16 protein-coding genes are annotated in these 18,506 nt (G+C 44.6%); all 16 read left to right on the top strand.

Annotated features, from left to right (window positions below; all coding sequences use genetic code 11):
* Positions 1–34: 34 nt before the first annotated feature.
* Positions 35–790 (top strand): isoprenyl transferase, encoded by a 756-nt coding sequence (locus HW45_RS15175; RefSeq protein ID WP_038227905.1) that lies wholly within the window; start codon positions 35–37, stop codon positions 788–790.
* A gap of 12 nt (positions 791–802) precedes the next feature.
* Complete coding sequence (locus tag HW45_RS15170) at positions 803–1,645, top strand: phosphatidate cytidylyltransferase (RefSeq protein ID WP_038227903.1); 843 nt, start codon at positions 803–805, stop codon at positions 1,643–1,645.
* A 59-nt stretch (positions 1,646–1,704) separates the two neighbouring features.
* Positions 1,705–2,904, top strand: coding sequence for a 1-deoxy-D-xylulose-5-phosphate reductoisomerase (ispC, locus tag HW45_RS15165; RefSeq protein WP_038227901.1), 1,200 nt, complete (start codon positions 1,705–1,707; stop codon positions 2,902–2,904).
* A 16-nt stretch (positions 2,905–2,920) separates the two neighbouring features.
* The gene (gene rseP / locus HW45_RS15160) at positions 2,921–4,279 is read left to right on the top strand and encodes a sigma E protease regulator RseP (RefSeq protein ID WP_038227900.1); all 1,359 of its coding nucleotides are present in this window, start codon (positions 2,921–2,923) and stop codon (positions 4,277–4,279) included.
* A gap of 47 nt (positions 4,280–4,326) precedes the next feature.
* Positions 4,327–6,765: an outer membrane protein assembly factor BamA gene (gene bamA, locus HW45_RS15155; protein ID WP_038227898.1), complete on the top strand. Its 2,439-nt coding sequence runs from the start codon at positions 4,327–4,329 to the stop codon at positions 6,763–6,765.
* Between the two features lie 50 nt (positions 6,766–6,815).
* Positions 6,816–7,325 (top strand): OmpH family outer membrane protein, encoded by a 510-nt coding sequence (locus tag HW45_RS15150; RefSeq protein WP_038223300.1) that lies wholly within the window; start codon positions 6,816–6,818, stop codon positions 7,323–7,325.
* Between the two features lie 21 nt (positions 7,326–7,346).
* The gene (gene lpxD / locus HW45_RS15145; RefSeq protein ID WP_038227896.1) at positions 7,347–8,378 is read left to right on the top strand and encodes a UDP-3-O-(3-hydroxymyristoyl)glucosamine N-acyltransferase; all 1,032 of its coding nucleotides are present in this window, start codon (positions 7,347–7,349) and stop codon (positions 8,376–8,378) included.
* Between the two features lie 114 nt (positions 8,379–8,492).
* Complete coding sequence (gene fabZ / locus HW45_RS15140) at positions 8,493–8,987, top strand: 3-hydroxyacyl-ACP dehydratase FabZ (RefSeq protein ID WP_443083040.1); 495 nt, start codon at positions 8,493–8,495, stop codon at positions 8,985–8,987.
* Between the two features lies 1 nt (position 8,988).
* Positions 8,989–9,777, top strand: a complete 789-nt coding sequence (gene lpxA, locus HW45_RS15135) for an acyl-ACP--UDP-N-acetylglucosamine O-acyltransferase (RefSeq protein ID WP_038227893.1) — start codon at positions 8,989–8,991, stop codon at positions 9,775–9,777.
* Between the two features lie 95 nt (positions 9,778–9,872).
* Positions 9,873–11,015: a lipid-A-disaccharide synthase gene (gene lpxB, locus HW45_RS15130; protein WP_038227890.1), complete on the top strand. Its 1,143-nt coding sequence runs from the start codon at positions 9,873–9,875 to the stop codon at positions 11,013–11,015.
* Positions 11,012–11,638, top strand: a complete 627-nt coding sequence (gene rnhB, locus HW45_RS15125) for a ribonuclease HII (RefSeq protein WP_038227888.1) — start codon at positions 11,012–11,014, stop codon at positions 11,636–11,638. Before lpxB ends, rnhB begins: the two co-directional genes overlap by 4 nt.
* An 88-nt stretch (positions 11,639–11,726) precedes the next feature.
* The gene (gene dnaE / locus HW45_RS15120) at positions 11,727–15,206 is read left to right on the top strand and encodes a DNA polymerase III subunit alpha (protein WP_038227886.1); all 3,480 of its coding nucleotides are present in this window, start codon (positions 11,727–11,729) and stop codon (positions 15,204–15,206) included.
* Between the two features lie 50 nt (positions 15,207–15,256).
* A complete protein-coding gene (gene accA, locus HW45_RS15115) occupies positions 15,257–16,216 on the top strand; it encodes an acetyl-CoA carboxylase carboxyl transferase subunit alpha (protein WP_006075352.1) in 960 nt (319 codons plus the stop codon).
* 67 nt (positions 16,217–16,283) lie between these two features.
* Positions 16,284–17,597 carry a tRNA lysidine(34) synthetase TilS gene (gene tilS / locus HW45_RS15110; RefSeq protein WP_038227884.1) on the top strand — a complete coding sequence of 438 codons (1,314 nt, stop codon included), beginning with the start codon at positions 16,284–16,286 and terminating at the stop codon, positions 17,595–17,597.
* Positions 17,598–17,709: 112 nt separating this feature from the next.
* Positions 17,710–18,021, top strand: coding sequence for a c-type cytochrome (locus HW45_RS15105; RefSeq protein ID WP_038227883.1), 312 nt, complete (start codon positions 17,710–17,712; stop codon positions 18,019–18,021).
* A 119-nt stretch (positions 18,022–18,140) separates the two neighbouring features.
* On the top strand, positions 18,141–18,479 hold the full coding sequence (gene glnB, locus HW45_RS15100; protein WP_031495634.1) for a nitrogen regulatory protein P-II: 339 nt from the start codon (positions 18,141–18,143) through the stop codon (positions 18,477–18,479).
* The last annotated feature ends 27 nt before the right edge of the window (positions 18,480–18,506 follow it).

Genomic DNA, 18,506 nt, shown 5'->3' with positions numbered 1-18,506 from the left:
CTCTGTCCGACCCGAATTATAACTATACTCTTTTATGCAAAACTCACACATCTTCAATGATTCCCTTCCAAAACATATTGCTATCATCATGGATGGTAATGGACGTTGGGCAAAATCTAAGGGAAAACCACGCGTTTTCGGGCATAAAAAAGGGGTTTCTGCGGTACGTAAGACCATTTCTGCCGCTGCAAAACTGAATATTCAAGCAGTGACACTGTTTGCCTTCAGTAGTGAGAATTGGCGTAGACCTGAAGATGAAGTCGGTCTGCTGATGGAGCTGTTTATTACGGTTCTGTCGAGTGAAATCAAAAAGCTTCATAAAAATAACTTACGTCTTCGCATCATCGGCGACAAATCACGCTTTAATGACAGATTACAAAGAAAAATCGCTGAAGCGGAGAAATTGACAGAAAACAACACTGGTACGGTTATCAACGTCGCAGCAAACTACGGCGGTAAGTGGGATATTTTACAAGCAACCAAAAGGTTAGCTGGACTTGTAGAACAAGGAGAGCTCTCTGCGGATGACATTACTGAAGATATGATTGGTCGTTGTGTCACTATGTCCGATCTCCCAGATGTCGACCTTTTGATTCGTACTAGTGGTGAATGTCGCATTAGCAACTTTATGCTTTGGCAAATGGCGTATGCCGAAATGTACTTCACGGAAGAGTACTGGCCAGAATTTGACGAGGACAGCCTCATTCAGGCAATCACTTGGTTTGTGAATCGCGAAAGGCGCTTCGGTTGTACCGGAGAACAAGTCAAAGCGTTAATGGAAGCCAATTAAGGACGATTTAATTTGAAACAACGAATTATTACCGCCCTAATACTAGCTCCGCTGGTGGTTTGGGGTATTTTTTCACTGCCATTGACGTGGTTTATAGGTTTTGTTGCGGCAGTCACGCTTGTTGGCGCATGGGAATGGACTCAATTTACTCTTACCCGTTCTCGGCTACTCGCTTTAATTCCTTCTGGCCTTGCAGTTGGACTCTCTTTATTTATTGTCCCGTCTGACATTGTCTCTTTGAACCAGGTAGATTCATTACACCTTTTATTGCTAGGTATTGGTTTTGGCTGGTGGCTTATCGCCAGTGGTTTAGCGATGTCCTATCCTAAGTCTGCTGGACTATGGGAGCACTCTAATGTACTCCGACATCTATTTGGTCTGCTAACCTTGCTGCCATTTTTGTGGAGCATTGTTATCCTGAGAGGACAGCATTACTACCTAGACCCTTATTACGGCTCAAAACTGGTTCTGTTTGTCTGTTTGATCGTTTGGGCTGCCGATAGCGGCGCTTACTTTGCTGGAAAAAGTTTAGGTAAACGTAAGATGGCGCCTCATGTAAGCCCTAATAAGACGATTGAAGGTTTGATTGGCGGCATTGCTGCAGCTTTGGTTGTCGCATGGGGAAGCTCATTACTCTTTGATATTCAGTTTACGAGCTATGTCAGTATGACTATCATTACTCTTGCCACAGTTGTTATTTCAGTGCTTGGCGACTTAGTGGAAAGTATGTTTAAACGAGTGTCGAAGATAAAAGACAGTAGTAACATTATTCCGGGTCATGGTGGTGTCCTCGATCGTGTGGACAGTCTAACCGCAGCGTTTCCTGTATTTGCTCTTCTTTATCTCATTTTCTAATCTTCCCAACCAGAGAATAAGTTCTTATTCTCTGGTTGCTTATAAGCGGTTGTAATAGCATGCAAAATCTAACCATTCTAGGCGCTACTGGTTCTATTGGAGCAAGCACTCTAAAAGTCGTTTCAGAAAACCCTTCATCTTTCGCCATCTATGCTCTTGTTGGTGGTAAAAACGTAGCCAAGATGGCTGAGCTTTGCTCCATTTGGAAACCCAAGTTTGCGGTCTTAAATGAGGAGGCAGGTGCATCAGAGCTAAAGCGACTGCTTCCTCGCGATACGATAACCGAAGTACTGTTTGGTCAACAAGCGATGTGCATGGTATCGGAATCCAGTGATGTCGATGTTGTAATGGCTGCTATCGTCGGTGCAGCGGGCTTGTTACCTACGCTTGCCGCTGTGAAAGCGGGCAAACGCGTCCTGTTAGCTAATAAAGAAGCGCTGGTCATGTCTGGTAAGCTATTTATGGACGCCGTGTATGAATCTGGCGCTCAGTTGCTGCCTGTTGATAGTGAACATAACGCCATATTCCAATGTTTACCTGCAAATATTCAAACCAATCTTGGGAACTGCCAGTTAGCTGAAGCGGGTATCAATCATATCCTTTTAACCGGTTCGGGTGGTCCTTTTAGATATACAGACGTTTCAACGCTTTCTTCAGTAACACCTGCGCAGGCAATCGCTCATCCAAATTGGTCAATGGGGCCAAAAATTTCTGTTGATTCAGCAACAATGATGAACAAGGGTTTGGAATTTATTGAGGCTCGCTGGCTATTCAATACCAATCGAGAGCAGCTAAAAGTAGTCATTCATCCTCAGTCGGTGATTCACTCTATGGTGCAATACAATGATGGTTCGGTCATAGCACAGATGGGACAGCCAGATATGGCAACGCCGATTGCTTATTCGATGTCTTATCCCGACCGAATCCCTTCCGGAGTAGCTCCTCTTGATTTTACGACAATCGGTGAACTGAGTTTTATGGCTCCAGACTATGCCAAGTATCCTTGCTTAGCGTTAGCAATGGATGCCTGTTTTGAAGGACAACATGCAACGACGGCTATCAATGCCGCGAATGAAATTGCGGTTGAAGCCTTCTTGTCGGAAAAAATCCGTTTTACTGATATTAGCGTGGTAAATGAGCGCGTTATGTCGAAAGTCTGTTCAGCAAATGAATTTATACAATTAGATAACTTGGAAACTATTCTTGAGCTAGATAGAATGGCTCGAAACTATGCACGAGAAATCGTGCGTTCGATTTAGTGAGAGAATTTTTGATATGACGGACATCCTTTGGAACTTCGCGTCCTTTATTGTTGCGCTAGGGATTCTAGTCGCCGTACATGAATACGGTCACTTTTGGGTAGCGCGAAAGTGTGGTGTGTATGTCGAAAAGTTCTCGATTGGTTTCGGTAAATCGATTTGGTCGAAAATCGGTAAAGATGGAACTGAATATAGTATCTCTGTCATTCCTTTAGGCGGCTATGTCAAGATGCTCGATAGTCGAGTCGATGAAGTCTCTGAAGCCGATCACAAGTATGCCTTTGATAAAAAGCCTCTCTGGAAAAGAACCGCTATTGTAGGTGCAGGGCCAGCTTTTAACTTCTTTTTTGCGGTATTTGCTTACTGGCTGGTGTTTTTGATTGGTGTGCCTGCGGTTAAGCCTGTTATTGGCGAAGTTACCCCACACTCGATTGCTGCCCAAGCTGGACTGACTTCCGGAATGGAGTTCAAATCCATTGATGGTACGCCAACGTTGGACTGGGAATCGGTTAATTTGGGGCTAGTGTCGCATATTGGCGATAATCAAATGACGGTCACAGTTTCATCAGATAGCCAAATAGGAACGGACAAAAAATTAACAATTGATTTGTCGGACTGGAACTTTAATCCAGAAACAGAGTCTGCTATGGGGACGCTTGGTTTTAAACCGTATACCCCAGAGATTAAAACAACGCTGACAAATGTAAGTGAAGACGGAGCCGGTGCGGCAGCTGGCCTTCAGGTTGGTGATACTATTATCTCGGCGGGAGAGCAAGACATCTCTCAATGGCAACAAGTTGTGGATGTGATTCAAGCGAACCCAAATAGTCCAGTGACTATACAAGTGCTGAGAGACGGTGAGCGATTAACAACAACATTGACTCCTGGGTCACGTGAGCTAAGAGATGGCACGGTTATTGGCTTTGCGGGTATCGCTCCAGAGATTGGTGAGTGGCCTGCGAGTTATCGCTTTGACCTTCAATACGGGCCGGTTGAAGCGGTAGGTAAAGCTATCGCGAAAACGGGACAAATTATCGAGCTTACGATCTCTATGCTGAAAAAGCTGATCGTGGGTGATGTTGGCCTAAACAATCTAAGCGGACCTATTTCGATTGCGAAAGGGGCAGGTACAACCGCAGATTATGGACTGGTTTATTTCTTAGGCTTCTTGGCGCTGATTAGTGTCAACTTGGGTATTATCAACTTAGTACCATTGCCAATGCTTGATGGAGGACATTTATTGTTCTTTGCAATTGAAGCAGTAATTAGAAGACCTGTACCAGAAAAAGTACAAGAAATGGGGTATCGAGTGGGAGGGGCTATTATCTTCTCATTGATGCTGATAGCAATTTTTAATGATTTTACACGCCTTTGATATCAGAATTTAGGCAGCGGTATTAGCAAGGATTAATTAGAGCAGGTATGGCGATTAAGCATATTCTATTCGCATCTCTACTAGCGACCAGTGTGTCGGCGAATGGGGCTGAGGATTTTGTTGTACAGGACATTCGAATCGAAGGTTTGCAAAGGGTAGCACTAGGTGCCGCTCTTTTGAAAATGCCTGTACGTATTGGTGATTCGGTAGACAGTAAAGATATCTCAGAGATCATTAATGCCCTCTATCAATCGGGTAACTTTGAGGATATTAAGGTACTTCGTGATAAAGACGCACTGGTGATACGTGTCAAAGAGCGCCCAACTATTGCGAGCATCTCTTTCTCAGGTAACAGCGCGATAAAGGAAGAGCAACTACAGCAAAACCTTGATGCGTCAGGTGTTATTGTCGGTGAAGCTCTAGACCGCACAACGTTAAGTAATATCGAAAAAGGTCTAGAAGATTTCTATTACAGTGTCGGTAAATATAACGCGAAGGTTCAAGCGGTGGTTACACCGTTGCCACGTAATCGTGCTGACTTGAAGTTTGTATTCTCTGAAGGTGTTTCGGCAAAGATCAAACAGATTAACTTCATTGGTAATACTGTCTTTAGCGATCAGGAATTACTATCACGTTTTAACCTGAATGTAGATGTCGCATGGTGGAATTTCCTTGCGGATGATAAATACCAAAAGCAAGTTCTCGCAGGCGATATTGAAGCCCTCAAGTCGTTCTACCTCGATCGAGGCTACTTAAAGTTCAAAGTCGATACGACTCAAGTATCGATTTCTCCTGACAAGAAAGGCGTTTACATCACACTAGGTATTGATGAGGGTGAACCTTATCAAGTAAAAGATGTGAAGTTCCGTGGTCAGCTAATTGGTAAACAAGCTGAGTTCGAAAGTATGGTTCCATTTAAGGATGGTGATACTTATAACGGCTCTAGTGTTACTGCATTAGAAGAGAACATTAAGCGCGTCTTGGGTGAAGCTGGCTATGCTTACCCGCAAGTACGCACCATTCCAGAGTTTGATGATGAGAATAACCAAGTTTCTTTGGTCATTAATGTTGAAGCTGGAAACCGTATTTATGTTCGCGATATTCGATTCACAGGTAACAACTCCACCAAAGATGAAGTGTTACGTCGTGAAATGCGTCAGATGGAATCGAGCTGGTTGAACTCGAAGTCTATTGAAACCGGTAAAAACCGTCTGAACCGGTTAGGTTTCTTTGAAACGGTTGATGTTCAAACCGTACGTGTTCCTGGCACTGATGATCAAGTAGACTTGGTATACGATGTCAAAGAGGCAAACTCAGGAAGCATTAACTTTGGTGTCGGTTATGGTACTGAATCAGGTATTAGCTTCCAGGTTGGTCTTCAGCAAGATAACTTTGCAGGTTCTGGGGACCGAGTTGGTATCAGTGCGATGACCAACAAGTATCAGAAAAACGTAACGTTGGATTATCGCGACCCATACTGGAACCTAGATGGTGTCAGCCTTGGTGGTCAGATTTTCTACAATGAGTTTGAAGCATCGAAAGCTGGTATCGTTGACTATACCGATCAAAGTTATGGTGGTACGTTGACTTGGGGTTTCCCGGTCGATGAACTTAACTACCTAGAGTTTGGTGGTGGTTATACACATAGCCGATTAGGTAATATCAAAGAGTACGTTCAAATTGAGAAGTTCCTGCAAGCTCAAGAGAAGAACCGTGATTCAGAAGGTAACTTGATTACGGATGATTTCCACTTAACGGCAGCATGGACTCGAAATAATTTAAACCGTGGACGTTTCCCGACCGCAGGTAACCATCAAAAACTCTATGGTAAAGTGACGGTTCCTGGATCGGATGTTCAATACTTCAAGACTCAATATGACATAAGACAGTATTTTCCTATTACTGAAAGTCACAATTTTACGTTATTGTTGAAAGGTCGCTTAGGTTACGGTAACGGTTATGGTCAAACCAATGGTAATGATAACTTGCTGCCGTTTTACGAGAACTTCTATGTGGGTGGTTTCTCCACACTTCGAGGTTTCCGTCAGAACTCGGTAGGCCCTAAAGCAGTCTATAACGATCCAAATGGTGGTGGTTGCGGTAATGTAGGTGGGAATAACCCGTGTTACTCCGCGACTGACCAGTCAGTGGGTGGTAACGCAGTAGCGCTTGCTAGTGTTGAGTTGATTGTCCCGACGCCATTTGCCTCGGATGAGTTCCGCAATCAAATTCGTACTAGCTTGTTTATGGATGCAGCAAGCCTTTGGGACACAGAGTTTACTTATGTTTCACCAGACCCTAACATGCCTGGAAGCCAGTATTATTACGATTACTCGGATCCGTCGAATTACCGAGCGTCGGTAGGTGTAGCAGTACAGTGGATGTCTCCAATGGGACCTCTGGTATTCTCACTCGCAACGCCAGTTAAGAAGTTTGAAGGCGATAAAACCGAAGCCTTTACCTTCACAATTGGTAATACTTTCTAACTATATATTTTGTAACGAAAATAGTTTCTATACGAACAGAGGAATCGACCTTGAAAAAATTAATGAAAGCGGCTGGACTTGGCCTAGTTATCCTTACGTCTTCACTGTTTGCAAACGCAGCAGAAGCGGCGCAGAAAATTGGCTATGTGAATACGCTTCAAGTTTTCCAAGCACTTCCACAGCGTGAAGCGACACTGCAAAAATTACAGAATGAGTTCAAAGACAAAGCTGCTGAACTACAAGCGATTCAAGCGGATGCAGCTAAGAAGATGGAAAAACTTCAGCGTGATGGTGAGCTACTAGGTAAAGATGAAATCGAGAAACTACGTATCGAGATTGGTCAGCTAGATAGCAAATACAAGATCAAAGGCCAAGCTCTAGAGAAAGAGAGCCAGCGCCGTGAAGCAGAAGAAAAACAGAAGCTGTTTAAGACTATCCAAGAGGCAGTTGAAAAAGTAGCGAAAAAAGAAGGCTACGACATGATCATCGATATTCAAGCGGTTGGTTATGCAAAAGAAGAGTTCAACATCTCGAAGAAAGTTATCGACTCACTTAAGTAACAGTATTGCAGTAGGTTAGACATGACAGCATTGACGTTAGCACAATTAGCGGAGATTACTGGTGGAGAAATCCATGGTGATGAGAACACGTTAATAAGTGCGGTAGCGCCTATGAATAGCGCTGGTGAGGGACAAATTACTTTCCTTACTAATGTGAAATACGCGAAGCATCTTGGTGAATGCCAAGCATCGGCAATCATGGTGAAAAGCAGTGAGTTGGAGCATTGCAAAACCAATGCTCTAGTGGTTGCTGATCCTTATGTGGCATATGCTAAAGTAGCCCAAGCGCTAGATACGACTCCAGCTCCAGCTGCACCTGGTATTGCGCCAAGTGCGGTAGTCTCTTCAGAAGCTAGCTTGGGTGAAAATGTATCTGTAGGCGCCAATGCTGTGATTGAAGCCGGAGCAGAACTTGGCGACAACGTAATTGTTGGCGCGGGTTGCTTTATCGGAAAAGGCGCTAAGCTAGGTCGCAATACTAAGCTTTGGGCTAATGTATCGATTTATCATGATGTAGTGCTTGGTGATGATTGTTTAGTGCAGTCAAGTACTGTCATTGGTTCTGATGGTTTTGGCTACGCTAATGAAAAAGGCGAGTGGGTCAAAATTCCTCAAGTGGGTACCGTGCGAATTGGAAACCGTGTCGAAATTGGTGCTTGTACCACTATCGACCGCGGTGCGCTGGATGACACTATTATCGAAGACAATGTGATCATCGATAACCAAATGCAAATTGCTCATAACGTGCACATCGGATATGGCACAGCAATGGCTGGTGGTACTATCGTTGCTGGTAGCACCAAAATTGGCAAATACTGCCAAATTGGCGGTGCGAGTGTTCTCAATGGACATATCGAGATTGCCGATGGTGTTATTGTTACTGGTATGGGAATGGTTATGCGTAGCTTGCCAGAGAAAGGCATCTACTCATCAGGCATTCCACTACAAACCAACAAAGAGTGGCGAAAAACGGCTACTCGAGTTCATCGCATTGATGAGATGAACAAGCGCCTCAAAGCAGTTGAGAAACTGCTAGAGCAAACAGAAGACTAACTTCTGTGGCTTAAAAATGAAGGCTCGCTTAGGCGAGTCTTTTTATGTGTGTCAGATAACGCTAGGTTGAGCAATGCTCCCCCGAACTGACACTAAGTGGCATTTGGGTATATAATGCCTCTAGTTAGAAAAAGAATTGATAATAGGATTTTTACTTTGAGCACTGATACAAAAACAATGACAATCACTGAGATCCAGGAACTGCTTCCTCATCGCTATCCGTTTCTGTTGATCGATCGCGTTACCGATTATCAAGAAGAAAAGTATCTAACCGCTATTAAAAATGTGTCTGTGAATGAACCACAATTTACAGGGCACTTTCCGCAGTTACCTGTATTTCCTGGTGTGTTGATTTTAGAAGCTATGGCTCAAGCAACGGGTCTACTAGCATTTAAATCGTTTGGTGCGCCAAAAGGCAATGAGCTGTACTACTTTGCTAGTGTCGATAAAGCGAAGTTCCGCAAGCCAGTTGTACCAGGTGACCAATTGATTATCGACGTAGAATTCATCAAGGAACGTCGCGGTATCGCTGCCTTTAACGGCGTGGCAAAGGTTGATGGAGAGGTTGTTTGTTCTGCTGAGCTAAAGTGTGCTCGTCGAGAGTTTTAATATGATTCATGAAACCGCTAAGATTCACCCTAGTGCCGTTATAGAAGGGAACGTCACTATTGGTGCAAATACCACAGTAGGTCCTTTTACCTATATCTCAGGTGATATCACAATTGGTGAGAACAATGAGATTATGTCGCATGTTGTTATTAAGGGTCATACGACAATCGGTAACGACAACCGAGTATTCCCTCAAGCGATCATTGGTGAAGAGAACCAAGATAAGAAATACGGTGGTGAAGATACGCGAGTTGTGGTTGGCGACCGAAATGTCATCCGCGAGAGCGTACAAATTCATCGTGGTACTGTTCAAGATAAGACCCAAACAGTGGTCGGTAATGACAACCTTCTTTGTGTGAACGCTCATATTGCGCATGATGTGATTGTGGGCAACCACACGCACATTGGTAACAATGCCATTCTCGGTGGTCATGTAACGGTTGGTGATCATGCTGGGGTTATGGCGTTGTCGGCGATCCACCCATTCTGCACAGTTGGTGCATACGCTTATGTTGGCGGTTGTTCGGCAGTGGTACAAGATGTGCCACCTTACGTTCTAGCGCAAGGCAATCATGCAACACCGTTTGGTCTTAACTTAGTTGGATTAAAGCGTAACGGTTTCGAGAAGCCAGAGCTGCGTGCTTTGCAAAAAGCGTACAAAGAGATTTACCGTTCAGGCAAGACACTGGCAGAGGTAAAGCCTGTGCTTGAGGAAATGGCGCAAGAGTGGACATCAGTTCAGCGTTTTGTGGATATTTTGGAAAGCTCTGAGCGTGGCATCATCCGCTAACGTTGGTGACGCAAGTAGAAAAAGATCGCTAATCAGTTAGCGGTCTTTTTCTGTTTTATGGTATTCGAGAAATTTGGCGAAAATAAGGACTGGTAATGGAACGACCATTGCGAATTGGTATCGTAGCTGGCGAACTTTCCGGAGATACTCTGGGAGAGGGCTTCATCAAAGCAATAAAGCAACAATATCCAGATGCCGAGTTTGTTGGTATCGGTGGCCCTAAAATGATTGCTCAAGGTTGCGAGTCTCTTTTCGATATGGAAGAGCTTGCGGTCATGGGATTGGTAGAAGTTCTTGGGCGCTTAAGAAGGTTGTTACATGTTAAAGCAGAGTTGGTGAAATACTTTACTCAAAACCCAGTAGATGTGTTTGTCGGTATAGATGCCCCTGACTTCAACCTGCGTCTCGAATTAGACCTTAAACAAGCTGGAACAAAAACGGTACACTATGTCAGTCCTTCTGTTTGGGCGTGGAGACAAAAGCGCATTCATAAGATTGCCGAGGCGACTAACCTCGTACTTGCTTTCTTGCCATTTGAAAAAGCCTTCTATGACAAATTCCAAGTTCCTTGTGAGTTTGTCGGCCATACTTTGGCTGATGCCATCCCTCTAGAATCGGATGCACAACAAGCTCGCGAGCTTTTAGGATTAGCGCCTGATAAAAAGTGGCTAGCGGTCTTGCCTGGTAGTCGTGGCAACGAATTGAAGATGCTTTCACAACCGTTTATTGAAACCTGTGTGAAACTTCATCAAGACAACCCAAACCTCGGCTTTGTGGTAGCAGCGGTCAACGAAAAGCGTAAACAGCAGTTTATTGGAGCTTGGCAGCAAATTGCACCTCAGCTTGAATTTCACATTGTTCAAGATACTGCACGCAACGTTATAACTGCTGCAGATGCAGTATTATTGGCGTCTGGCACCGTAGCTTTAGAGTGCATGCTACTTAAAAGACCAATGGTCGTTGGTTATAAAATGAATGCAATAACCGCATTTCTGGCCAAGCGTTTAGTGAAAACCAAATACGTTTCCTTACCGAATATTCTCGCCGATGATGAGATAGTAAAAGAGTTTCTGTTAGAAGCTTGTACGCCGGAAAACTTGTACAATGAGCTCACCAAGCTTCTTAATAGTGACAACAGTGCGGTGATTGCCAAATTCACGGAAATGCACCACTGGATTCGTAAAGATGCCGACAAACAAGCGGCAAATGCAGTGTTAAATCTAATTGGAAAGTTATGACAACGAAGAAAAAAAGTGCTGAGCTTCCCCCCTTTGATTATCCGCAAGGTTACTCACTAGTCGCGGGTGTGGATGAGGTAGGTCGAGGCCCTTTAGTGGGTGATGTCGTCACAGCCGCGGTTATCTTGGATCCCAACAATCCGATTGAAGGATTGAACGACTCAAAGAAACTTTCCGAGAAAAAACGACTCGCCCTTTATCCTGAGATAAAAGAAAAAGCGCTGGCATGGGCAGTTGGGCGTTGTTCTCCAACAGAAATCGATGAGTTAAACATCCTACAAGCGACCATGGTAGCAATGCAGCGTGCGGTCGCTGGACTGCAAATGCAACCTGATATGGTGCTTATTGATGGCAACCGAACGCCAACGTTACCAATGGATGCTCAAGCGGTTGTTAAGGGAGACTTGCGTGTCGCAGAAATCAGTGCCGCATCGATTATCGCTAAAGTCGTTCGCGACCAAGAGATGGAAGAGCTTGATCAGCAACATCCACAATTTGGTTTTGCTAAACATAAAGGCTATCCAACGAAAGCGCATTTTGAAGCCATTGAACAGCATGGCGTCATTGCAGAGCATCGCAAAAGTTTCAAGCCAGTCAAACGCGCATTAGGTATTGAAAACTAGCACGCATTAGTCGTTTTAAGGATCGTGATACTACGATTCGTTAGAGTATGATTCGCCAAATATTCGTCATGGCAATTTAGGATTTATTATGTCAGACCCCAAGTTTATACACCTTCGAGTTCACAGTGACTTTTCTATGATCGATGGCCTGTCGAAGGTGCCACCATTAGTTAAAAAAGTGGCAGAGATGGGTATGCCTGCAATGGCACTGACTGATTTTACTAACCTATGTGGGTTAGTGAAATTTTATGGTAACGCGCACTCCTCAGGGATTAAACCGCTGATTGGTGCTGACTTTGCCGTTCAGTCTGACGAATTTGGAGATGAGTTAACTCGCATTACAGTATTGGCAACGGATAATACTGGTTACAACAATCTGACTTTGCTTATCTCAAAAGCATACCTTCGAGGCCATATCCAACATCAACCTGTGATTGACAAGGCGTGGTTAGTCGAGTTATCTGAAGGGCTTATCGTTCTTTCTGGAGCAAAAGAGGGTGACGTAGGTAAAGCGCTATTAAAAGGCAATACAACACTTGCTAAGCAGTGCGCTCAGTTTTATCAGACGCATTTTCCAGATCGCTACTATTTAGAACTGATTCGTACCGGACGACCCGACGAAGAAAGTTACCTGCATTTTGCCGTAGAGTTGGCCGAGGAGCTCGATCTTCCGGTTGTCGCGACCAATGAGGTCGTGTTTGTCGACAAAGAACTATTTGATGCTCATGAAATTCGTGTTGCTATCCATGATGGTTACACGCTTGATGACCCCAAACGTCCCAAAAAGTACAGTGCTCAACAATATCTTCGTAGTGAAGAAGACATGTGTGAGCTGTTTGCGGACATCCCAGAAGCACTTCAGAACTCAGTAGAAATTGCTAAGCGCTGTAACGTGACCGTGCGCCTCGGTGAATACTTCTTACCTGCGTTCCCAACTGAAGGTATGAAAGAGACTGATTTCTTGGTGATGAAATCAAGAGAAGGTCTTGAGGAGCGTTTGGAGTTTTTGTTCCCAGATGAAGCGGTGCGAGCAGAGCGTCGTCCTGAGTATGATGACCGACTACAAATTGAGCTTGATGTTATCAACCAAATGGGATTCCCAGGTTACTTCTTGATCGTTATGGAGTTCATCCAGTGGTCAAAAGATAATGCGATTCCAGTAGGACCTGGACGTGGTTCAGGTGCTGGTTCATTGGTGGCCTATGCTCTTAAAATCACCGACCTTGATCCGCTTGAATACGATCTTCTTTTTGAGCGATTCTTGAACCCTGAACGTGTCTCCATGCCCGATTTTGATGTCGATTTCTGTATGGATAAACGTGACCAAGTTATTGATCACGTAGCCGAGATGTACGGTCGGGATGCGGTATCGCAGATCATTACCTTCGGTACTATGGCTGCGAAGGCGGTTATTCGTGATGTGGGGCGTGTATTGGGTCACCCGTTTGGCTTTGTTGACCGCATATCAAAACTGATTCCAGCTGACCCTGGCATGACGTTAGAAAAAGCCTTCAAGGCGGAGCCTGCATTGCCACAGCTTTATGATGGCGATGAAGAAGTTCGAGACCTCATCGATATGTGCCGCATATTGGAAGGGTGTACTCGAAATGCCGGTAAACACGCGGGTGGGGTAGTAATTTCACCGACTACGATTACTGATTTTGCACCGATTTATGCCGACTCTGAGGGACATTTCCCTGTTACTCAGTTTGATAAGAACGATGTTGAAACGGCAGGCTTGGTTAAATTCGACTTCTTGGGTCTGAGAACATTAACGATTATCGATTGGGCGCTTGGACTGATTAACCCTCGACTCGAAAGAGAGGGTAAAGACCCAGTTCGAATTGAATCGATACCACTTGATGACTCGGCTTCATTCCAGCTGTTACAGAATTCTGAAACCACTGCGGTATTCCAGTTGGAATCGCGAGGTATGAAAGAGCTTATCAAGCGTCTACAGCCGGACTGTTTTGAAGATATCATTGCATTGGTGGCGCTATTCCGTCCAGGACCATTGCAATCAGGCATGGTTGATAACTTCATCGACCGTAAGCACGGGCGAGAGGCGGTCTCGTACCCAGATGAAACATGGCAACATGAATCTCTAAAAGAGACTCTAGAGCCTACGTACGGCATCATTCTTTATCAAGAACAGGTTATGCAAATTGCACAGATCCTAGCGGGCTATACGCTGGGTGGTGCGGATATGCTGCGTCGTGCAATGGGTAAGAAAAAGCCGGAAGAGATGGCTAAGCAGCGTGCCGTCTTTGAAGAAGGGGCGATAAACAACGGCGTTGATGGCGAACTTGCCATGAAGATCTTTGACCTGGTAGAAAAGTTCGCGGGTTATGGCTTTAACAAATCTCACTCAGCGGCATATGCACTGGTCTCTTATCAAACGCTTTGGCTGAAAACCCATTACCCTGCTGAGTTTATGGCGGCGGTTATGACCGCCGATATGGATAATACAGAGAAAGTTGTTGGTCTTGTAGATGAATGCTTCCGCATGAAGCTCAAGGTACTACCTCCTGATATTAATGCTGGTCTGTTCCGCTTCAATGTTAACGAAGAGGGCGCGATCGTTTATGGTATTGGCGCGATCAAAGGGGTTGGTGAAGGTCCTATTGATGTCATTATTGAGGCTCGTAATAAAGGTGGTCATTTCCGAGATTTATTCGATTTTTGTGCTCGTATTGATATCAAGAAAGTCAACAAGCGAGTCATTGAGAAGCTTATTATGTCGGGTGCTCTTGACCGACTAGGGCCACATCGAGCGGCGATGATGGCATCACTGAACGATGCGGTTAAAGCGGCGAGCCAACACCATCAGGCTGAAGCCTTTGGTCAGGCTGACATGTTTGGTGTATTGACTGATGCGCCAGAAGATGTGGAGCATAAATATACTCAAGTTCCACCATGGCCAGAAAAGGTATGGTTAGAAGGTGAGAGAGAAACTTTGGGGCTTTATTTGACGGGGCACCCAATAAACGCCTATCTTAAGGAACTTACCAAATACACCAGTTGTCGATTAAAAGACGCAACACCAACAAGACGCGATCAATCGTTGACGGTCGCAGGTTTGGTGATTGCTGCTCGGGTAATGACAACCAAGCGTGGAACACGTATCGGACTGATGACTTTGGATGACCGAAGCGGTCGTATGGAAGTGATGTTGTTCTCAGATGCGCTAGATAAATATGCTGAATTGTTAGAAAAAGATAAAATAGTGGTCGTTTCTGGACAGGTCAGCTTTGATGACTTCAACGGTGGCCTTAAAATGTCTGGCCGCGAAGTTTTAGATTTAGGTAGCGCTCGTGAGAAATTTACACGAGGCGTATCCATTTCGTTGTTAGAGCAACAAATAGATGAGCGTTTTTACCAGCGCTTCACAGAAATATTAACCCCACACAAAGCTGGGACAGTACCTGTTAATATTTACTACCAGCGTGCCGATGCACGCGCAAAACTTACGCTAGGAACAGAATGGCGTGTAACGCCGAATGATGCGTTACTAGAAGAATTACAGCAGTTACTTGGTAAAGACCAGGTTGAACTCGAATTTAACTAATTGAGTCCCACAGCCAAAAGACTTGGGGCTGAATCGAAAAGGATTCACAGATGAGCTTGAACTTTCTTGAATTTGAAAAGCCAATTGCCGAACTAGAAGCAAAAATCGAAGCATTGCGTGACGTTTCTCGTCACGGTGGTGATAGTGCAATTGACTTAGATAAAGAAATTGAACAACTAGAGAAAAAGAGCTTAGAGCTTAAGAAAAAAATCTTTAGTGATCTTGGGGCATGGCAAGTGGCACAGCTTGCGCGTCACCCACAGCGTCCATACACGCTTGATTATGTAGAGCATGTATTTACGGAGTTTGATGAACTGGCTGGCGATCGCGCGTTTGCGGACGATAAAGCTATTGTTGGTGGTATGGCTCGCCTAGATGGTCGTCCGGTTATGATCATTGGCCACCAAAAAGGCCGTGAAACAAAAGAGAAAGTGAAGCGTAACTTTGGTATGCCAAAACCAGAAGGTTACCGTAAAGCACTTCGTTTGATGAGAATGGCAGAGCGTTTTAACATGCCAATCATCACTTTTATCGATACTGCGGGTGCTTACCCAGGGGTTGGCGCAGAAGAGCGTGGTCAATCAGAAGCGATTGCGATGAACCTTAAAGTCATGGCTGGTCTAAAAGTGCCAGTCATCTGTAACGTTGTCGGTGAAGGCGGTTCAGGTGGTGCTTTAGCGATCGGTGTAGGCGATTACGTGAACATGCTGCAATACTCAACGTACTCAGTAATTTCTCCTGAAGGCTGTGCATCGATTTTATGGCGTGACTCTGATAAAGCGCCGCAAGCAGCGGAAGCAATGGGACTAGTTGCTCCTCGATTAAAAGAGCTTGAGCTTATTGATGAAATCATTGAAGAGCCACTAGGTGGCGCTCATCGTGATGCGGTGCAAATGGCTGCTAATATGAAAGCGACATTGCTACGCCAATTAGAAGAACTCGATCAGTTGGATGATGACAACTTACTTGAGCGTCGCTATCAACGTTTGATGAGTTATGGCTACTGCTAAGTAGAAACTGTTTATATAATAAGGCGAGCGAGATGCTCGCCTTTTTTATTTAACCTAGGAAGAAACCATGACTCTGTACCAGCAATTTTCTCAAGTGCTTGATGAACAGCAATTGATGCATGGCAAGATCATTGTTGGATTTAGTGGCGGGGTGGATTCACGTGTATTGCTGCGATTAGCAGCAAGGTATAGCAAACAGCATTCAATAACCTGTTTAGCGGTACACGTGCATCATGGATTAAGCGATAACGCAAATGAATGGCAAGTTCAGTGTGAGCGTTGGGCTCAAGAGGAGGCCGTTGAGTTTACCTGCGAGCGCGTAACATTGTCGCAAGACTCGGGAGAAAGCCTTGAGCAGTTGGCGCGTCAAGCTCGGTATCAAGCGCTGCGTCAACATATGCAGAGCGGCGATATTTTGCTTACGGGTCAGCACCTTGATGATCAAGCTGAGACCATGTTGCTGGCCTTAAAACGTGGTAGCGGACCCAAAGGGCTCTCTTCGATGGCCTCTTCAATGAACTTTGGCTCGGGTAAGTTAGTTCGTCCACTTTTAAATACTGCACGACATGATATTGAGCGCTATGCGCAGCATGAGCAATTACAGTGGGTCGAGGATGAAAGTAATTCAGATACCCGATTCGACCGTAATTTTCTTCGTCAATCAGTCTTACCCGTATTGAATCAGCGCTGGCCTAATTTTGCTCAAGCTGCAAGTCGCAGTGCGCGCTTATGTGCGAAACAAGAAAGGTTAATTAAAGAGTTATTATTGCCTGAACTTGAAGTATGTATGAATGAGTTCCAAGGGCTGAGTATTTCCACGATGTCATCACACTCTATTTTAAAGAGAGAACAACTACTTAGACTGTGGTTAGAAGCCAATACTTCGTTGATGCCTACTGAGGTGCAGTTGTGCAAAATTTGGCAAGAAGTGGCACTGGCTAAGCAAGATGCTAACCCGGAAATGAATTTGGCTGGTGGAGCCATTAGACGTGCTCAGGGGCATTTATATTGGGTTGAAGCTTATAAAGATGTCAGCGATTGGCAACAATCATGGTCAGATAAAGACACGTTAGTGTTGCCAGATAACTTAGGCGTATTAAAGTTGGTATCGCCGAGCAAAGACGCAAAGATGACACTAGATCGCCAAACGTTGAATGGGTCGTTAAAAGTTATTTTCAACCCTGAAGGTTTGAGTGCTCACCCCCATGGACGAGCAGGATCTCGTAAGTTAAAAAAACTGTTCCAAGAGCTGAAAATACCTAGCTGGCAGCGACGTAGAATCCCTATTCTAATGCGGGATGATAAGGTTGTTGCTGTTGGTAACTTATTTGTAGATAAAGCATTTTATGGTTCAGATTGTGAACTTGTATGGGACAAGTGACCACATTTCATGTCACAATCGTATACAATAATAAAGCGCCAGAAATGGCAAAGCGCAAACTAGAGTACACGCTATTATCTGGCTTATATGGAAATACACAGAAGGTAAAGCAATGAAAAATATGGTAATTGGTGCAGTATTGGCTGCAGGCCTATTGAGTGGTACGGCGATGGCCGCTGACATTGAAGCTGGTAAGGCGAAAGCCGCAATTTGTGCCGCTTGTCATGGTACTGATGGCATCGCAGTTATTCCTGGTTACCCAAACCTCAAGGGACAAAACGAGCAATACTTAGCAACTTCTATCAAAGCGTACAAGAACAAAGAACGTACAGGCGGTTTAGCTGCTGTCATGCAAGCACAGGCATCAATGCTGAGCGACGAAGATATTGCAAACGTCGCTGCTTATTACGCTAGTCTGAAATAATCACATTATCGATATACTATTAAGAGACCCGAAGATTGACTTCGGGTTTTTTGTTTTCGTTGATTGTTGGCGCAGCCTACCAGATAATGGTGTCAATCAATGAGGTTTAAGGGAAGAACATGAAAAAGATTGAAGCGATTATCAAACCATTCAAACTTGATGACGTCCGTGAAGCATTGGCAGAAGTGGGCATTACAGGTATGACCGTATCTGAAGTAAAAGGTTTTGGTCGCCAGAAAGGTCATACAGAGCTTTACCGTGGTGCTGAATACATGGTCGACTTTTTACCAAAAGTAAAATTGGAAATTGTCGTATCAAGTGACGTGGCTGATCAATGTGTGGAAACCATCATTGAGACCGCTCAAACGGGTAAGATTGGTGATGGTAAGATTTTCATCACTGATATCGAACGTGTAGTACGAATTCGTACTGGCGAAGAAGATGAAGACGCTATCTAAGTCGAATCTCAAAGAATCATAAAGGAG

This window comes from Vibrio sp. ER1A, from assembly GCF_000733315.1.
GTDB classification, from domain to species: domain Bacteria; phylum Pseudomonadota; class Gammaproteobacteria; order Enterobacterales; family Vibrionaceae; genus Vibrio; species Vibrio mediterranei.
Note: the sequence above shows the minus strand (reverse complement) of the source record. Positions and strands in the feature narration are given on the sequence as shown.

Coding starts and splice junctions, on each gene's coding strand:
- HW45_RS15175 (WP_038227905.1), top strand. CDS start 35: ATGCAAAACTCACACATCTTCAATGATTCCCTTCCAAAACATATTGCT.
- ispC (WP_038227901.1), top strand. CDS start 1,705: ATGCAAAATCTAACCATTCTAGGCGCTACTGGTTCTATTGGAGCAAGC.
- rseP (WP_038227900.1), top strand. CDS start 2,921: ATGACGGACATCCTTTGGAACTTCGCGTCCTTTATTGTTGCGCTAGGG.
- bamA (WP_038227898.1), top strand. CDS start 4,327: ATGGCGATTAAGCATATTCTATTCGCATCTCTACTAGCGACCAGTGTG.
- lpxD (WP_038227896.1), top strand. CDS start 7,347: ATGACAGCATTGACGTTAGCACAATTAGCGGAGATTACTGGTGGAGAA.
- fabZ (WP_443083040.1), top strand. CDS start 8,493: ATGCCTCTAGTTAGAAAAAGAATTGATAATAGGATTTTTACTTTGAGC.
- lpxA (WP_038227893.1), top strand. CDS start 8,989: ATGATTCATGAAACCGCTAAGATTCACCCTAGTGCCGTTATAGAAGGG.
- lpxB (WP_038227890.1), top strand. CDS start 9,873: ATGGAACGACCATTGCGAATTGGTATCGTAGCTGGCGAACTTTCCGGA.
- rnhB (WP_038227888.1), top strand. CDS start 11,012: ATGACAACGAAGAAAAAAAGTGCTGAGCTTCCCCCCTTTGATTATCCG.
- dnaE (WP_038227886.1), top strand. CDS start 11,727: ATGTCAGACCCCAAGTTTATACACCTTCGAGTTCACAGTGACTTTTCT.
- accA (WP_006075352.1), top strand. CDS start 15,257: ATGAGCTTGAACTTTCTTGAATTTGAAAAGCCAATTGCCGAACTAGAA.
- tilS (WP_038227884.1), top strand. CDS start 16,284: ATGACTCTGTACCAGCAATTTTCTCAAGTGCTTGATGAACAGCAATTG.
- HW45_RS15105 (WP_038227883.1), top strand. CDS start 17,710: ATGAAAAATATGGTAATTGGTGCAGTATTGGCTGCAGGCCTATTGAGT.
- glnB (WP_031495634.1), top strand. CDS start 18,141: ATGAAAAAGATTGAAGCGATTATCAAACCATTCAAACTTGATGACGTC.